The organism is Photobacterium sp. R1, assembly GCF_054600795.1.
Genome location: NZ_BAAHZP010000008.1, coordinates 153,684 through 168,897, shown reverse-complemented (window position 1 = coordinate 168,897; position 15,214 = coordinate 153,684). Strand labels below are relative to the sequence as shown.

Here is a 15,214-nt window from a genome sequence, read left to right as displayed (position 1 = left end):
CTCCCCTATTAAGGATGATGGGGGAGCCTTATTTGTCTTTATCCTTTCCGGCATTCCTTCACAGTGTTTTGAACGGGTGACTCGATGTCCGGCCGCTCAGCATCGTATAATCAAGACATTGAATCACAAAAGAGCACGACTGCATGAGAACCCCTTTGATCACCCGGGAAGGGTATAACCGTCTGAAACAAGAGCTGGATTTTCTGTGGCAGGAAGAGCGCCCGGAAGTGACCAAAAAAGTCACCTGGGCGGCGAGCCTTGGGGATCGTTCGGAAAATGCTGATTATCAGTACAACAAGAAGCGCCTGCGTGAGATCGACCGCCGGGTGCGATATCTGCGAAAGACACTGGAAAACGTCAAGATTGTTGATTATTCACCGGTGCAGGAAGGCAAGATCTTTTTCGGCGCCTGGGTTGAGGTGGAAAACGAAGCCGGTGCCAGCATGACATTCCGCATCGTCGGCTATGACGAGATTTTCGGCCGCAAGGACTACATTTCGATTGATTCGCCGATGGCCCGTGCCCTGTTGAAAAAAGAAGTCGATGACGAAGTGGTGGTGCGTACGCCGGACGGCGATAAAGTCTGGTTCGTCAATACGATAACCTACGTGAAGGACTAATCTGAAAGTGAAGCAGCCAGCACTGATCGTTCAGGCTGACATACTCAGTAACAATTTACTGGCGATCATTTGTGCACCAATTCAGTCAGAAAAGGCAGGGGTCGCGTAAAATACCGCCTCGGCGACATCCAGAGTTCGAAGCATAAGGTGTAACGATGCAAGACAATTTCAAGATTCTAGTAGTTGATGATGATATGCGCCTGCGTGCGTTGCTGGAGCGTTACCTGTCGGAGCAGGGCTTCCAGGTTCGCAGTGTGGCGAACGGTGAGCAGATGGACCGTCTGCTGGCCCGGGAAAATTTCCACCTCATGGTACTGGACCTGATGTTGCCGGGAGAAGATGGTCTGTCGATTTGCCGTCGTCTGCGCAACGCCAACAATATGTTGCCAATCCTGATGCTGACCGCCAAGGGTGACGAAGTCGACCGGATTGTCGGTCTGGAAGTGGGTGCGGATGATTACCTGCCGAAGCCGTTTAACCCGCGTGAACTGCTGGCCCGTATCCGTGCCGTGCTGCGTCGTCAGACGGTGGAAGCGCCGGGTGCGCCGAGTGTGGAAGGCAAAATCATTACTTTTGGCGAATTCAGGCTGAATCTGGGGACCCGTGAAATGTTCCGTGGTGAGGAAGCGATGCCGCTGACTTCCGGTGAGTTTGCCGTGCTGAAAGCGCTGGTGACCAATGCCCGCGAGCCGATGTCCCGCGACAAGCTGATGAATATGGCCCGTGGCCGAGAGTATTCCGCGATGGAACGTTCGATTGACGTGCAGATCTCGCGACTTCGCCGCATGGTTGAGGAAGATCCGAGTCGTCCGCGCTATATCCAGACGGTGTGGGGACTCGGTTACGTGTTTGTCCCTGACGGCAGCGAGGCATAACGATGCCGATGCGCATGTCGCCGCGCTCGACATTTACCCGCACACTGATTCTCCTGGCTGGCCTGCTGATTGCCAGCCAGGTTTTTTCTTACCTGGCAGTGCTGAACTATGCCCTGCTACCCAGTCTGCAGCAGTTCAACCGCATTATGGCCTATGAAGTCCGGCTGATGCTCAAAGAAGATGTTGAGCTCGCTGATGGTCATACTTTCCATCTCGATACCCCCTTACGCCGCCAGCTTCTTGAACAGCTTGGGGTGACCCTGCTGGCTGATGATGGCCCGGAGTCGCAAGACTACCGCGAGGCGACCCGGATTGATTTTCTGAGTGAGGAAATGAGCCGGGAGCTGGGAACGCCGACTGAGGTCAGGCTGTCACTGGGAGCCGACAGTTACATTCTCTGGCTGAACTGTGATGCCATGCCGGGGTACCTGATGCGGGTCCCGCTGTCGGAATTACAGGAAGAAGATTTTGCCCCGCTGTTTGGTTACAGCCTGTTTATTGCCTTTATGGTGATCGCCGGAGGCTGGATGTTTATCCGGATCCAGAACCGTCCGCTGGTTGCACTGGAGCAGGCGGCTCTGGAAGTCGCCAAAGGGGGATCACCGCCGCATCTGGAAGTGCAGGGCGCTTCAGAGATCCGCGCCGTCACCAAAGCCTTTAATCAGATGGGCGAGGGGATTAAACAGCTGGAAGATGACCGGGCTTTACTCCTGGCCGGGGTCAGCCATGATTTGCGGACCCCGCTGACCCGAATTCGTCTGGCGACGGAAATGATGTCCCCGGAAGACGCCTATCTGGCTGAGAGCATGATTAAAGACACTGAAGAGTGTAATGCCATCATCAGTCAGTTTATGGAGTACCTGAAGTCGACCCATTTGCAGGAGCAGGAACTTCATGATCTGAATCTGCTGGTGGAAGATGTGGCAGAGGCAGAAGGCGGCATTGAGCGGGGGATTGAGCAGGAGCTGGGTCTCATCAATGGCAAAGTGTATGTCAATGGTGTCGCGATTAAGCGTTTGATCAGTAACCTGGTGGTTAATGCGCTGCGTTACGGCAATGGCTGGGTTCGGGTCACCAGCGGGATGACGGCGGATCGCCAGATGGCCTGGTTCTGTGTGGAAGATGACGGTCCCGGGATTGAACCGGATCAGGTGGCGAAGATGCTGCAACCCCTGACCCGCGGTGACATTGCCCGCGGCAGCGATGCGGAAGGTACCGGACTCGGACTGGCGATTGTGAAGCGGATAGTGGATCAGCACCAGGGTGACATTCAGTTCAGTAACCGCAGCGAAGGGGGGCTGAAAGTCCAGGTGAGTCTGCCGTTGCGTCCGGTAAAACAGAACGGCAAGCGCGCCGTGAAATCCTAGCAGGCACAGCGCCCTCTCATTTGTGATGGGAGGACGCTGTCCGTCAATCAGTCTTTCTTTTCTTCCGGCAGAATCAGGTTCAGCAGAATCGCCGTCAGGCCACCGGCAGCCATGCCGGATGAAAGAATGCTTTTCACAATCTCAGGCATGAACTGGAGGATTTCCGGTTTCTGCGCAATCCCCAGTCCCATCGAGAACGACAGTGCCATGATCAGAATGGCACGACGGTCCAGCTCACAACGGGAAATAATCCGCACCCCGGATGCGGCAATAGTGCCGAACATCACGATGGTGGCGCCGCCCAGTACAGGTTCCGGGATCAGCTGAACCAGATTGGCGACAACAGGAAACAGACCCAGCAACACCAGCATCCCAGCGACAAAATAACCGATGTAACGGCTGGCAACGCCAGTCAGTTGGATGATGCCGTTGTTCTGGCTGAAGGTTGAGTTTGGAAAACTGTTCAGCACTGCAGCCAGTGCTGAGTTGATCCCATCTGCCAGCACGCCGCCTTTAATCCGCTTCAGGTACACCGGGCCGCTGACCGGTTGTTCTGAGGTTTCTGAGGTTGCCGTGATATCTCCGATGGCTTCCAGTGACGTAATGGCAAAGACAATCACCAGCGGGATCAGCAGCGACCCGTCAAAACCCAGTCCGTACTGCATCGGGGCAGGAATGGCGATTAGGGTGGTTTCGGCGAGCCGCTCCATACTGATCATGCCCATCAGCCAGGCGGCCAGCGTTCCGGCGGCCATCGCAATCACAATGGATGAAACACGCAGATACGGGTTCTTCATCCGGTTCATCAGGACAATCAGCCCCAGGACGATCCCGGCCAGCAGCAGTTTATCCAGACTGCCGAAGCTGCCGTCTTCAATGGCGGCATAGCCACCGCCAATTGACGTCAGGCCAATCTGGATCAGCGTCAGACCAATCAAAGTCACCACAATGCCGGACACCAGCGGGGTAATGACCCGGCGGGTATGTTGTAAAATCCGTGAAATGGCAACTTCTGTCAGGGAAGCGGCGAGAATGGTGCCGAAAATAGCAGCCATCATGGTCGGCACATCCGCACCGCCGGCTTTCATTGCCAGCCCGGCACCGATAATCGGGCCGAGAAAGTTAAAGCTGGTGCCCTGAATCGACAGCAGGCCGGAACCCACCGGGCCGATGGTCCGGATCTGAATGAACGACGCAACGCCTGAGGCCAGCAACGACATACTGACGATGGTGTTGGTGTCGCTGGCCGGCAGTCCCAGAGCCTGACAGATGATCAGCGATGGGGTGACGACGGCCACGAACATGGCCAGCAGGTGCTGCAATGCTGCAAACAGGGTTTGCGGCAGGGGCGGACGATCTTCAAGGCGGTAAATCAAATCAGATGTGCGGGGACGTTCAATTTCTTGGTGCTGGCCGGTCATGGTCAATCCTTATTACGTCGACAGGTCGGCTTCTCAAGGGGATCTGAGTGGACAGGTTTGAAGCCGAAAAAGGACCCTTGGGTCAAAATTGGCCCCTATTGTAATGACGAACCCAAAATTAGCAAACGTTTGCGCATGTTGTTTTTGGTGTGTGAAAGCAGAAAACAGCGGCATCAGACCGCGATTTCACTGGAACGGGCGGGTTCGTCCGGTTCAGGCGTTGGAATAGTTTTCCCGGTGACCGAGCCAGCGTTCAATAATGGCCTTGGCATTGGACGGATATTGATCGTGCAGGTATCGCGCCATCTTCTGGACCTGAGGGATCAGGTGCTGGTCGCGGACCAGATCGGCCACTTTGAAATCTGCAATGCCGGTCTGTTTGGTGCCGAGCAGCTCACCGGGACCGCGGATTTCCAGATCGCGCTGGGCTATCACGAAGCCGTCACTGCTTTCCCGCAGGACGCCCAGTCGCTGCTGAGCCGTTTTCGACAACGGGGCATGATAGAGCAGCACACAATGGCTGGCGACGCTGCCCCGGCCAACCCGGCCGCGCAGCTGGTGAAGCTGCGCCAGACCCAGCCGTTCGGGGTTTTCGATGATCATCAGGCTGGCATTGGGAACATCAACACCCACTTCAATCACGGTGGTGGCAACCAGCAGGTGCAGTTCACCGGCTTTGAAACGTTGCATCACGTCCTGCTTTTCAGCCGCTTTCATCCGGCCGTGAACCAGACCAATTTTCAGCTCCGGTAACTGGGCGGTCAGCTCAGTGGCGGTGTCGGATGCCGCCTGGGCTTCCAGCACTTCAGATTCATCAATCAGGGTACAGACCCAGTATGCCTGGCGTCCTTCGTTCAGACAGGCGGCACGGATCCGTTCGATGATATCTGCGCGGCGGGCATCGGAAACCGCGACGGTCTGAATGGGGGTCCGGCCCGGCGGCAGTTCGTCGATCACTGAGGTTTCCAAATCGGCATACGCGGTCATGGCCAGCGTCCGGGGAATGGGCGTGGCCGTCATGATCAGCTGGTGCGGATAACGGCCATCATTTGCGCCTTTTTCCCGCAGTTCCAGCCGCTGGTGCACCCCGAACCGGTGCTGTTCATCGATGATGACCAACGCCAGATTGCTGAAGATCACCTGTTGCTGGAACAGGGCATGGGTGCCGACCACCATCTTCGCTTCACCGCTTTCAATGCGGGCCAGCTCGGTTTCCCGTGCTTTGCCTTTGAGCTTACCGGCCAGCCAGCCGACCTGAATGCCGAGCGGTTCCAGCCACTGGGCGAAGTTGAGGGCGTGCTGTTCGGCCAGCAGTTCGGTCGGTGCCATCAGCGCGACCTGATAGCCATGTCCGATGGCGCGAACCGCCGCCAGTGCCGCGACCAGGGTTTTGCCGGAGCCGACATCGCCCTGAACCAGTCGCATCATGGGGACGGACTTTGCCAGATCGGATTCAATATCAGCCACCACGCGCTGCTGGGCGCCGGTCGGGCTGAATGGCAGTCCGGCCAGCAGTTGCTGTTTCAGCTGTTCGCTGGGGGGCAGCGGCCAGGCCTGATGCTGTTGTCCTTTCTGGCGTACGGCCAGCATGGACAGGTTCTGGGCCAGCAGTTCTTCCAGAATGAGGCGTTTTTGTGCTGGATGCTGACCTTTTTCCAGCTGATCCAGCGAGACATCGGGGGTTGGACGATGCATGACATGCAGTGCCTGCGCCAGCGTCATCTGACGGTCGTACAGGCCTTCCGGCAACAGCTCAGTGACCGCGGCTTTATCAAGCAGCTTCAGAGCCTGATCGGTCAGGTTGCGCAGGGTCAGCTGCCGCAGGCCGTCGGTGGTCGGATAAACCGGAGTCAGGGTTTCTTCGACCGCGAGTTCAGTGGGTTCGGAAAAGATTTTGTAATCCGGATGGATGATTTCCGGACCATGCTGGCCGCGCCGGATTTCGCCGTAGGCTTTGACCTGCTTGCCTTCTGACAACGCGTTTTTCATCGCCGCGTTGAAATTAAAGAAGCGCAGGGTTAAGGCACCGCTCTGATCACTGATTCTGACGGTCAGCATCCGGCGTTTGCCAAAGCTGATGGCATTGCTGAGCACTTCACCCTGCACGGTCAGGTGCTGGCCGGGCCGGATTTCAGCAATGGGCCAGATCCGGGTCCGGTCTTCGTAACGGAGCGGCAGATGGAACAGCAGATCCTGCACCGTGTGAAGGCCAATCTTATGGAGTTTTTCAGCCATTTTGGCGCCCACGCCCGACAGTTCAGTCAGGGTAATGGTGTCTAGCATCTGTCCGCTCATGCGTCTGCTCTCTGTGTTCCGTCAGATGATTGGGTTATTTGTTTCTGGACTGAATGGCACGCCACCAGGCGTCGTCAGCGACGATCTGGCCTTTATCATCCAGCGGCGGGTAAGGCAGTTTTTTCTGCTTTGCCACTTTTGCCAGTACCGGGTGGCCGCGTTCAAACAAAATGCGGTGCACGGTTTCCAGAGGCAGTGGCGTGGTGTCCCGGTCGTACATGCCAGCGATCTGGCGCTGGCGTTGTGCTTCATAGAGGATCAGTGCACTGGCGACGGAGACGTTCAGCGACTGTACCATACCCACCATCGGAATAATGATGTCCTGATCAGCCAGTGCCAGTGCTTCGGGGGTGATCCCGTTTTTCTCGCCGCCCAGAATGATCGCGGTCGGCTTGGTGTAATCAATCTCGCGGAAATCAACGGCGCGATCCGACAGGTGCGTGGCCAGAACCTGCATGCCTTGGGTCCTGAGATGGCTCACCGCATCCGTCATGGTGTCATGGGTTTGCAGCTCAACCCAGTTCCGGGCACCGGCAGAGGTGTGGCTCAGAACCCGCATTTCATTCGGCCAGACGGCATGGACTTTGTGGACGCCGACGGCGTCTGCTGTCCGGATGATGGCGGAGACGTTATTGGGTTTGTGCACTTCTTCCAGGCACAGAGTGAGATCCGGCTGGCGGGTCGCCAGGACTGACTGGATTCGCTGAAAGCGTTCTGGGGTCATAGTCGTGATGTTCTTGATTTCTGGCAGGCTGACACGTTGTGATTCAGCCGCTGGGAAAGCACAAACGCCCGGTTCGGGCGTTTGTGCGTGACATACTGTGCTGGCGCTGCGGCCATCTCAGTTTTTCTGCCGGGCAACCCGGACCACATTCGGCATCACCCTGATCCGGCGCATGATATTGGCCAGATGGACCCGACCTTTGGTGGTCAGGCGAACGGTGATGGTATACAGGCGGCCGTCCTTCTCTTCGGTCGACAGACCCTGAATGTTGGAACCGGTATTGGCAATAGTGTTGGTCAGATCGGCCAGTGCACCCTGATGGTTCTGCATGTCGACTTTGAGGTTGGTGACAAACTCCTGCTCGAAGTCGCGGCTCCATTCCACCGGCATGTATTTGTCCGGCTCTTTCTGGTAACCGCGGATGTTCGAACATTCCTCGCGGTGGATCACCAGCCCTTTGCCCGGGCTGACGTACGCCATGATCGGGTCACCGTGGATCGGATGACAGCAGTTGGCGAAGGTCAGCAGAATACCGTCGGCACCACGGATTGGCATCCGGCGTTTGTCGTCCGTCTGGTTTTCTTCGTCCAGCGTGCCCAGCAGTCTGCGGGCAATCACCACGCTCATCAGTTCACCCAGGCCAATCGCAGCGAGCAGGGATTCCTGATCTTTCAGACGCAGATCCTGAAGTACCTGATTCAGCGTGTCCGGGTCGATCTGGTCGATATTCAGTTCACCCAGCGCATGGTTCAGCAGGCGACGGCCTAGCGTAATGGATTCGGTCCGGCGCATGGTTTTGAGGACCTGCCGGATCTTGGTCCGTGCGCGGGAAGTCACCACATAGTTGAGCCAGGCCGCATTCGGGCGTGCACCCGGTGCGCTGATGATATCGACGGTCTGACCGTTTTTGAGCGGCTTGCTCAGCGGATACGGCTGACGGTCAACTTTGGCACCGACACAGGTATTACCCACGTCCGTATGCACGGCATAGGCAAAGTCAACGGCAGTGGCGCCGACCGGTAGTTCGACAATCCGGCCTTTCGGTGTGAAGACGTAAATCTCATCCGGGAAGAGATCAGATTTCACGTTCTCGATAAATTCGAACGAGTTACCGGCACTCTGCTGCAGCTCCATCAGGCTCTGCATCCAGCGCTGGGCTTTTACCTGCGCGGTGGTGCCAGAGCTTTCGCCGTCTTTATAGGTCCAGTGGGCCGCAACCCCTTTATCCGCCATCTGATCCATGTCGTCGGTCCGGATCTGAACTTCGACCGGAACTCCGTGCGGGCCGACCAGAGAGGTATGCAGTGACTGATAGCCATTGGCTTTCGGGATGGCAATGTAGTCTTTCATCCGGCTCGGACGCGGTTTGTACAGGTTATGCACCTGTCCCAGCACCCGGTAGCAGGTATCCAGATCCCGGACCAAAACCCGGAAGGCATAAATATCCATGATCGAATGGAAGCGCTGTTCCTTGTTCTTCATCTTGTTATAGATGGAGTAGAGGTTCTTTTCGCGGCCAACCACTTTGCCGTCGATCCCCGCATCAAACAGGCGGCCTTCAATTTCTGCGTGGATCCGGTTAATCATTTCTTTTCGGTTCCCACGAGCAGCGGCGACCACTTCTTTCAGCACCCGATAGCGGTTCGGATACAGGGCTTCGAAGCCCAGCTCTTCAAGCTCGGTCTTGATATTGTGGATACCCAGACGGTGGGCCAGGGGAGAAAAGATTTCCAGGGTTTCGCGGGCAATACGGCGGCGCTTATCCGGGCGCAGGGCACCCAGGGTCCGCATATTGTGCGTACGGTCGGCCAGCTTGATCAGGATGACCCGGATGTCATTGGCCATCGCCATGATCATCTTGCGGAAGTTCTCCGCCTGGGCTTCTTTCCGATCGCGGAATTTGAGTTTGTCCAGTTTGGACACACCATCCACCAGTTCGGCCACGGTCGACCCGAAACGACTGTCGAGGTCGTCTTTGGTGACATCGGTATCTTCTATGACATCGTGGAGCAGGGCGGCCATCAGGGTTTCGAAATCCAGGCGCATTTCGGCCAGGATCCGGGCGACGGCAATCGGGTGGATAATGTAAGGCTCACCGCTGGAACGGGTCTGGCCTTCGTGGGCGTCTCTTGCGACTAAATAGGCCTGCCTGAGCGCCTCAATCTGAGTCTCAGGCAGGTATTCAATTACAACTTCTTTCAGGCTATCAAAGAGATACAAATTGCCCGCTTCCTTGAATTAGCGCTGGTTACCTGCAATGGCACTCACAGCTGCCAGTTCAGCAGCTTCCTGCTCTTGCATTTCCTGACGCTCGCGTGCGTCCAGAATATCTTTGGTGATCAGGCCTTCTTCGATCTCGCGCAGGGCGATCACTGTGTACTTGTCGTTCTCTTCAGGAACCAGTGGATCCTTACCGCCAGTTTGCATTTGACGTGCACGGCGAGAAGCAATTTGGATCAGATCGAAACGGTTGCCAATTTTATCAACAGCATCTTGAACAGTTACGCGTGCCATCGAGGACTCCAGTGGTTTTAGTAAAAAGATTGAAAATTGTACAAAATTACTTACTGCTGCGCCAGTAGCGCAGAAAGCATGCTGCTATATTTAGCAGCTTGCTTGTCTTGCTTCAATCGCTCCGCACGGATGATTGCTTTAAAATCCATGAGTGCCACATCAAAATCGTCATTCACGATCACGTAATCGTACTCTGTGTAATGCGAGATTTCTGAGCGCGCTTCATCCATCCGGCGGGCAATCACTGCGTCGCTGTCCTGTCCGCGGGCGTTGAGACGACGCTCCAGCTCGTCTTTGGACGGCGGCAGAATGAAAATACTTTTGGCCAGCGGCATCTGGAGGCGGATTTGCTGTGCGCCCTGCCAGTCGATATCCAGAAAGACATCAATGCCTTTATCGAGCTGTTGCTCAATCCACAGGCGGGAGGTGCCGTAAAAGTTACCGAACACCTCGGCGTGTTCCAGGAACGCGCCCTGTTCTGCCAGCTCTTTGAATTCTTCCACGCTGACAAAGTTGTAATGCACACCATGTGCTTCACCCGGACGCATGCCGCGTGTGGTGTGGGAAACCGAGACCTTCATGTCATAGGTTGGATTGGTTTCCAGCAGAGCGTTGATCAGGCTGGATTTGCCTGCGCCGCTCGGGGCCGAAACGATGTATAACGTGCCTTTGCTCATGACCAGTGTTACTCAAGTGGAAGAAAGGGCGCGCAGGGTATCACGAACTGCGGTGAAATTGAATCCGGATGTGCAAGTTTCATCCGGAGATTCACAGCCCGGCTCAGGTCTGTCGTCGTCAGTTATTCGGCCGGTGCGTTTTCAGGCGCTTTCTTTAAAAAATAGCACGTTGTGGCCGGGTCATCAGGGCGGGGAAATCAGACGGCAAAAATTGTTCAGCATGGTCTGGAAGCTGTATTCCTGCCTTACCTTCAGCCGGTTGGCCTGGCCAATGGGCTGCCACTGGTCGGGTGCGGCCAGCAGTTGTGTCATCGCACGGCCATAGGAGGCGGGCTGAACGACAAACGGCTGGTTGGCGGCCGAAAGCATGGATTTGACATCGCCGACATCGGTTGCCAGAACCGGCAGACCGGCACCCATGGCTTCCAGTACTGACAGCGGCATCTGTTCCGTATCGGACGACAGGCAGAAGATATCGCCCTGAGCCAGAAAGCCCCAGACATCATCAATCCGGCCTGCCAGCCGGATCTGGTGGTTCAGCTGGTGTTTTGAGACATAGCTATCCAGCTCGGTCAGCAAGGGACCATCACCGCCAATCAGCAGGCGGCTGTCCGGCGCATGCGCTGCGACCGTATCGATCAGGCGCGGCAGGTTTTTCTCTTTGCGCAGGCTGGCGAGCGTGATCAGGGTTGGCTGCTTCACAGAAAATGCTGGGGCAAGGTGCGCCGGAGTCTCGATCCCGTTGGGGAAATAATGCAGCCGGGTCGGGGGAATGCGCCATTGCTGGCTGGCGATCTGCATCAGAATATGAGAAGGAACCACAACTTCGGTGCGCCCTCCCAGTGCCAGACGGCGAAACAGATTCCGCCGCGGATACAGCCGGGTGGCTTCATCCGGATTGAAACCGTCTTCCCAGTGTACGCCGCGGCACAGTCGGCTAAAGCGGTTACACAGGGCCCACTCAATGGCGCCCCAGTTGTAAGTCATCAGGACTTCGGGGTGGTATTCCCGGAGTGTCCGGTGGATGCGTGTCAGCCGCTCCGGCAGACTGAAGGATTTCAGCTCAGGCAGGGTCAGGCAGGTGACGTGAACATGAGCTGACAGCCTTGCAGCTGCATCCAGTCGGCCATCCAGCGAAATCACCACATGCTGATGATGCCCCGGCAGGGCGTTCACGAGCTGAGCAAAGCGAATTTGCGGCCCGCCGAGGGTAAAGGTGGAAAAAACATGCAGGAGTACCGTCATAACGCAGTTGCCTTTTCAGACGGGCTGTCTTCCGGGTGTATCTGGTTTGGTCTGGCTGCAGAGGGCGACGGTGTCACCGGTGGCTCGCTGCGGTGTACCAGAACGGCACGCTGGTAAAAGACATGCCAGTCATTGACCGGTTGCCAGTTCAGCAGGCGTTTCTCACCGCTGGTGTCAAAACGGGCATTCATGGCCCGGGATTTCAGATCCCGTAAGGAAGGCAGGTTGATGTGACGTCCCCCCAGTCGCTTGATCGCCCACTTGGCTATTTCCTGCAGATACAGCCAGAAAGTCAGCTGGGGGACATAGCGGTAAGGACGGTTCAGCCCTTTGCTGAGCATAGTGACATATTCCCGAGCGGACGGCCTGACATCACCGACCAGATTCAGTGCCTTGCCCCGTGCAGCCGGGTTGGTCATTGCCGCGACAGTGGCCGAGGCAACATCTTCGGCCAGCACGAAGGGCAGCGGATTGTGTCCCAGATTCCAGCCGATGAAGTACTGACTGTTATTGAAGAAACCGACGCCTGTGTGGTGAATCAGGCCGCCTTCGCCGACGACGATGCCGGGGCGCAACACCACCACATCGAGTTCAGGCATTTCGTGCATCAGCAGATCATCTGCCATGGCTTTGGCCCGCGCGTAATCTGCCCGCTGACGCGCGCAGGGATCTACGGGGGAGGCGCTGTGAATGACGGTGCTGGCGCTCCCCAGGTATAAAGAAGCAATGGAGCCGACGTGGACCAGCCGTGTAATGCCGTGGGCCAGACAGGCACGGGCAATCGTCCGGGCGGAGTCGACCATTGCATGGTGAATGGCCTGCCAGTCGCCACTGCCGCCGCCGTGGGCCAGATTGATCACGTAGCGGGCCCGGCTGACGGCATGCTCTACGGCTGCCGGATCACAGACATCGCCCTGAATCAGCTGAATGTCCGGCTGGTGGAACAATGCCGGCAGGGACTGAAGATGCCTTGCCATCACACCGACTGTGTATCGTTCAGCCAGTAACTGACTGACGACATGGCGTCCGATGAAGCCGGTTCCGCCAATCACCAGCACATCGAAGGGCTGTTCGGTCGGCGGACTGACCGGTGTTCGTTCTGTGCCTGAAGGCGGGGGGAGATGCAAAGCATCAGCACCCAGGCTTTTCTCAGCAAGCTGGTGGCAAAGTTCGACCAGTTCGCGACCAAATTCTGCAGCATGGGGGAGTGGCTGCTGTGACTCCCGTGCCTGATGAAATGCACGGATGCTGGACTGCATCGACAGGAAGAATGGATCTCTGGAAGCCCGCAGTCCGGTGATTGCACCGGCGTATTCAGCCAGTTGTCGGATCCCCTGAGCGATCAGGCTGCCAGCCTGGGCACAGGCGGTCACAGCGGTATCCAGTGCGGGCAGAAAGCGGCTGCGGCCGTTGATCAGGACGCGTTGCCGAATGATATCCAGTGTCAGAGAGCCGTTCTCTCCGGTGATATGGAGCTGCCAGATTGGGAAATCATTGCCCATGGCAAACGAAAAATGAAAAGGAACGCTCAGATCGCCCATCGCATCCAGCCGGAGAATACAGGGCTGTTGTCCGCTCAGGACTTTCATCTGACTGATCCGACTGGTCAGCACGCCTTGGGGCGGACCGAATAAGGTCAGCAGTTGTGATAAGGGGTGTACCGCCTGCTCCAGCAGCAGATTGACGGGCTGGCGGAACATCCAGTGACTGAACTGCCCGCTGTCCAGCTGACGCAACGGCATTTCGTAATTCAGGGTGACGGAGGTTACCGGACCAATCGTGTTGCTGTCGAGCAGGCGCTTGGCCACTTCAATGACCGGGTGAAACAGAAAATTCTGGTTGACTGCCAGGGTCAGCCCCTCTTGACGGGCCAGACGGATGAGGGCGTCACACTCTTTTGTGGTTTCCGCCAGCGGCTTTTCGACCAGTACGTGTTTGCCATGGGTCAGCAGATTCCGGACCAGCTCGTAATGCAGATTCGGCGGGGTCAGTACATGAGCGGAGTCAAAGTCGGTTTCGGCCAGTGCCGGATCAAGCTGGCTGAAACAGTGCGGTACCTGATAGCGGCGGGCCAGTGACTGCGCTGCAGACAGATCGGGGTCCACGATGGCGGCAATAGTGATCCCCGGTAAGGCGTGAATGGCTCTGGCATGAACATCGGAAATAAAACCGGCCCCGACCAAGATAACTTTGCTGTCTGTTTTTGCGTTCATACCTGCTCCTTCATGGCTGTCCCTCATGAATCAATCACTAAGCAGTGTGCTTATTGGTATTTTTATGTCATGTGCGCACTGTTCTTATTAAATATAGTCAGCAGAAAGCAGGGGGTAGGTGAAGCTGCAGGTAAAGTCATACAAAAGTAATAAACGGGGAGATGCTGATGCGCTGAAAATGCGGGTGTCGCCGGCTCTTCTCGGGAAGCTGAAGAACCGGCGGGTCAGGGTTAGCTGGCCTGATAACGGGAGAGACCGTTGTGGCAGAATGCCAGGCGATGGTGCTTGGTGCGCATCAGGATTTCGTGGTTGCAGGCCACCATATTCCGCGGACTTTCATCATGGTAGAGATGAAAGGCCACAGCTGAAAAGCGCAGGCGCTTGCGGCGAATGCCGCGATTGATCATCCGGGTGGCAAATTCGTTGTCTTCTTTACCCCAGCCGACGAAATCCTCGTTGAAGCCGTTAATGGCGACCACATCCTGTTTCCAGAAGGCCATATTGCAGCCTTTCGTGCCTGAAATTGAGGTTGGAGAACCGTAGCTGAGGGAGCGAAGCACGGGCAGACGCAGTCCGTAGCAACGGTTTTTCAGATCCAGAATCCCTTTCATCCGGCAGTGCGGGATCACACCATGTTCAAACACATGGAAGTTCCCCTGCTCATTCAGCCGGACGCGCCAGCCCTGAATAAAATAGCCGGGCTGAGCGGTCCGGGTATGGTCACGGATAAAATGGCGATCCAGCACCATATCTCCGTCAATCATCACCAGATAGTCACCATTGGCCCGGGCGATGGCTTTGTTACGGCTTGCTGAAAGCCGGTAACCTTCATCTTCCTGCCAGCTGTGAATCACAGGAATACTCAGTTTCTGTTGCCAGTAGGCGACAACTTCCGCGGTCTCTCGACCTGAGCCGTCATCGGCAATGATGACTTCCCGCGGCAGATGGCTCTGTCTTTCAATACTTTCCAGAACTTTATTTAAAGCTTCCGGCCAGTTATAGGTGGTCACAATTAACGAAATATCCATATTGAACTGCATCTATGGTGAAAGTGATAATTTTTAACGCTCTGAACTCCGGGTGCAGCAAACCGCTGGCTGATTGGGATCAACCATGGTGCTATCGGGCTTTACCGGCCAGGCAGGGACTTTCAGAGCGAGGTTTTAACGAGCACAAATTTACCATTATGCAAATGACAAACAAATGAATGGCAGCATTAAAATGCCCATAGAGTGAACCTGGTTCACAGAAGGATTTTTTATT

The 15,214-nt window shown here is 56.2% G+C and carries 12 protein-coding genes; 3 read left to right on the top strand and 9 right to left on the bottom strand.

Annotation, left to right across the window (positions count from 1 at the left end; genetic code table 11):
• The first annotated feature begins 143 nt into the window (after positions 1–143).
• The 3 genes from greB (at position 144) to envZ (ending at position 2,862) form a co-directional block, all read left to right on the top strand.
• Positions 144–620 carry a transcription elongation factor GreB gene (gene greB / locus ACYP03_RS15060; RefSeq protein ID WP_248144504.1) on the top strand — a complete coding sequence of 159 codons (477 nt, stop codon included), beginning with the start codon at positions 144–146 and terminating at the stop codon, positions 618–620.
• Positions 621–775: 155 nt separating this feature from the next.
• A complete protein-coding gene (gene ompR / locus ACYP03_RS15055; protein WP_036754793.1) occupies positions 776–1,495 on the top strand; it encodes an osmolarity response regulator transcription factor OmpR in 720 nt (239 codons plus the stop codon).
• An 8-nt stretch (positions 1,496–1,503) separates the two neighbouring features.
• Positions 1,504–2,862 (top strand): two-component system sensor histidine kinase EnvZ, encoded by a 1,359-nt coding sequence (gene envZ, locus ACYP03_RS15050; RefSeq protein WP_459780800.1) that lies wholly within the window; start codon positions 1,504–1,506, stop codon positions 2,860–2,862.
• A 47-nt stretch (positions 2,863–2,909) separates the two neighbouring features.
• Here envZ and ACYP03_RS15045 read toward each other — a convergent pair whose 3' ends face one another.
• The 9 genes from ACYP03_RS15045 to ACYP03_RS15005 form a co-directional block, all read right to left on the bottom strand.
• The gene (locus ACYP03_RS15045; RefSeq protein WP_330961407.1) at positions 2,910–4,283 is read right to left on the bottom strand and encodes a uracil-xanthine permease family protein; all 1,374 of its coding nucleotides are present in this window, start codon (positions 4,281–4,283) and stop codon (positions 2,910–2,912) included.
• A gap of 213 nt (positions 4,284–4,496) precedes the next feature.
• Complete coding sequence (gene recG, locus ACYP03_RS15040) at positions 4,497–6,578, bottom strand: ATP-dependent DNA helicase RecG (protein WP_459780738.1); 2,082 nt, start codon at positions 6,576–6,578, stop codon at positions 4,497–4,499.
• Positions 6,579–6,612: 34 nt separating this feature from the next.
• Complete coding sequence (gene trmH / locus ACYP03_RS15035) at positions 6,613–7,302, bottom strand: tRNA (guanosine(18)-2'-O)-methyltransferase TrmH (protein WP_330961405.1); 690 nt, start codon at positions 7,300–7,302, stop codon at positions 6,613–6,615.
• A 117-nt stretch (positions 7,303–7,419) separates the two neighbouring features.
• Complete coding sequence (spoT, locus tag ACYP03_RS15030; RefSeq protein WP_248144500.1) at positions 7,420–9,522, bottom strand: bifunctional GTP diphosphokinase/guanosine-3',5'-bis pyrophosphate 3'-pyrophosphohydrolase; 2,103 nt, start codon at positions 9,520–9,522, stop codon at positions 7,420–7,422.
• 18 nt (positions 9,523–9,540) lie between these two features.
• Complete coding sequence (gene rpoZ, locus ACYP03_RS15025; protein WP_027250547.1) at positions 9,541–9,816, bottom strand: DNA-directed RNA polymerase subunit omega; 276 nt, start codon at positions 9,814–9,816, stop codon at positions 9,541–9,543.
• A gap of 50 nt (positions 9,817–9,866) precedes the next feature.
• Positions 9,867–10,493, bottom strand: a complete 627-nt coding sequence (gene gmk / locus ACYP03_RS15020) for a guanylate kinase (RefSeq protein WP_248144499.1) — start codon at positions 10,491–10,493, stop codon at positions 9,867–9,869.
• A 183-nt stretch (positions 10,494–10,676) separates the two neighbouring features.
• Entirely contained in the window at positions 10,677–11,738 is a 1,062-nt protein-coding gene (locus tag ACYP03_RS15015; RefSeq protein WP_459780735.1) for a glycosyltransferase family 4 protein, read from the bottom strand.
• Positions 11,735–13,951, bottom strand: coding sequence for a Gfo/Idh/MocA family oxidoreductase (locus tag ACYP03_RS15010; RefSeq protein ID WP_459780733.1), 2,217 nt, complete (start codon positions 13,949–13,951; stop codon positions 11,735–11,737). Before ACYP03_RS15010 ends, ACYP03_RS15015 begins: the two co-directional genes overlap by 4 nt.
• 230 nt (positions 13,952–14,181) lie before the next feature.
• Entirely contained in the window at positions 14,182–14,979 is a 798-nt protein-coding gene (locus tag ACYP03_RS15005; protein WP_459780730.1) for a glycosyltransferase family 2 protein, read from the bottom strand.
• Positions 14,980–15,214: the final 235 nt, after the last annotated feature.

Excerpts from the sequence above, each read along its gene's own strand:
- trmH (WP_330961405.1), bottom strand. The coding sequence starts at position 7,302 with ATGACCCCAGAACGCTTTCAGCGAATCCAGTCAGTCCTGGCGACCCGC.
- ACYP03_RS15045 (WP_330961407.1), bottom strand. The coding sequence starts at position 4,283 with ATGACCGGCCAGCACCAAGAAATTGAACGTCCCCGCACATCTGATTTG.
- rpoZ (WP_027250547.1), bottom strand. The coding sequence starts at position 9,816 with ATGGCACGCGTAACTGTTCAAGATGCTGTTGATAAAATTGGCAACCGT.
- ACYP03_RS15010 (WP_459780733.1), bottom strand. The coding sequence starts at position 13,951 with ATGAACGCAAAAACAGACAGCAAAGTTATCTTGGTCGGGGCCGGTTTT.
- gmk (WP_248144499.1), bottom strand. The coding sequence starts at position 10,493 with ATGAGCAAAGGCACGTTATACATCGTTTCGGCCCCGAGCGGCGCAGGC.
- recG (WP_459780738.1), bottom strand. The coding sequence starts at position 6,578 with ATGAGCGGACAGATGCTAGACACCATTACCCTGACTGAACTGTCGGGC.
- ompR (WP_036754793.1), top strand. The coding sequence starts at position 776 with ATGCAAGACAATTTCAAGATTCTAGTAGTTGATGATGATATGCGCCTG.
- ACYP03_RS15005 (WP_459780730.1), bottom strand. The coding sequence starts at position 14,979 with ATGGATATTTCGTTAATTGTGACCACCTATAACTGGCCGGAAGCTTTA.
- greB (WP_248144504.1), top strand. The coding sequence starts at position 144 with ATGAGAACCCCTTTGATCACCCGGGAAGGGTATAACCGTCTGAAACAA.
- ACYP03_RS15015 (WP_459780735.1), bottom strand. The coding sequence starts at position 11,738 with ATGACGGTACTCCTGCATGTTTTTTCCACCTTTACCCTCGGCGGGCCG.
- envZ (WP_459780800.1), top strand. The coding sequence starts at position 1,504 with ATGCGCATGTCGCCGCGCTCGACATTTACCCGCACACTGATTCTCCTG.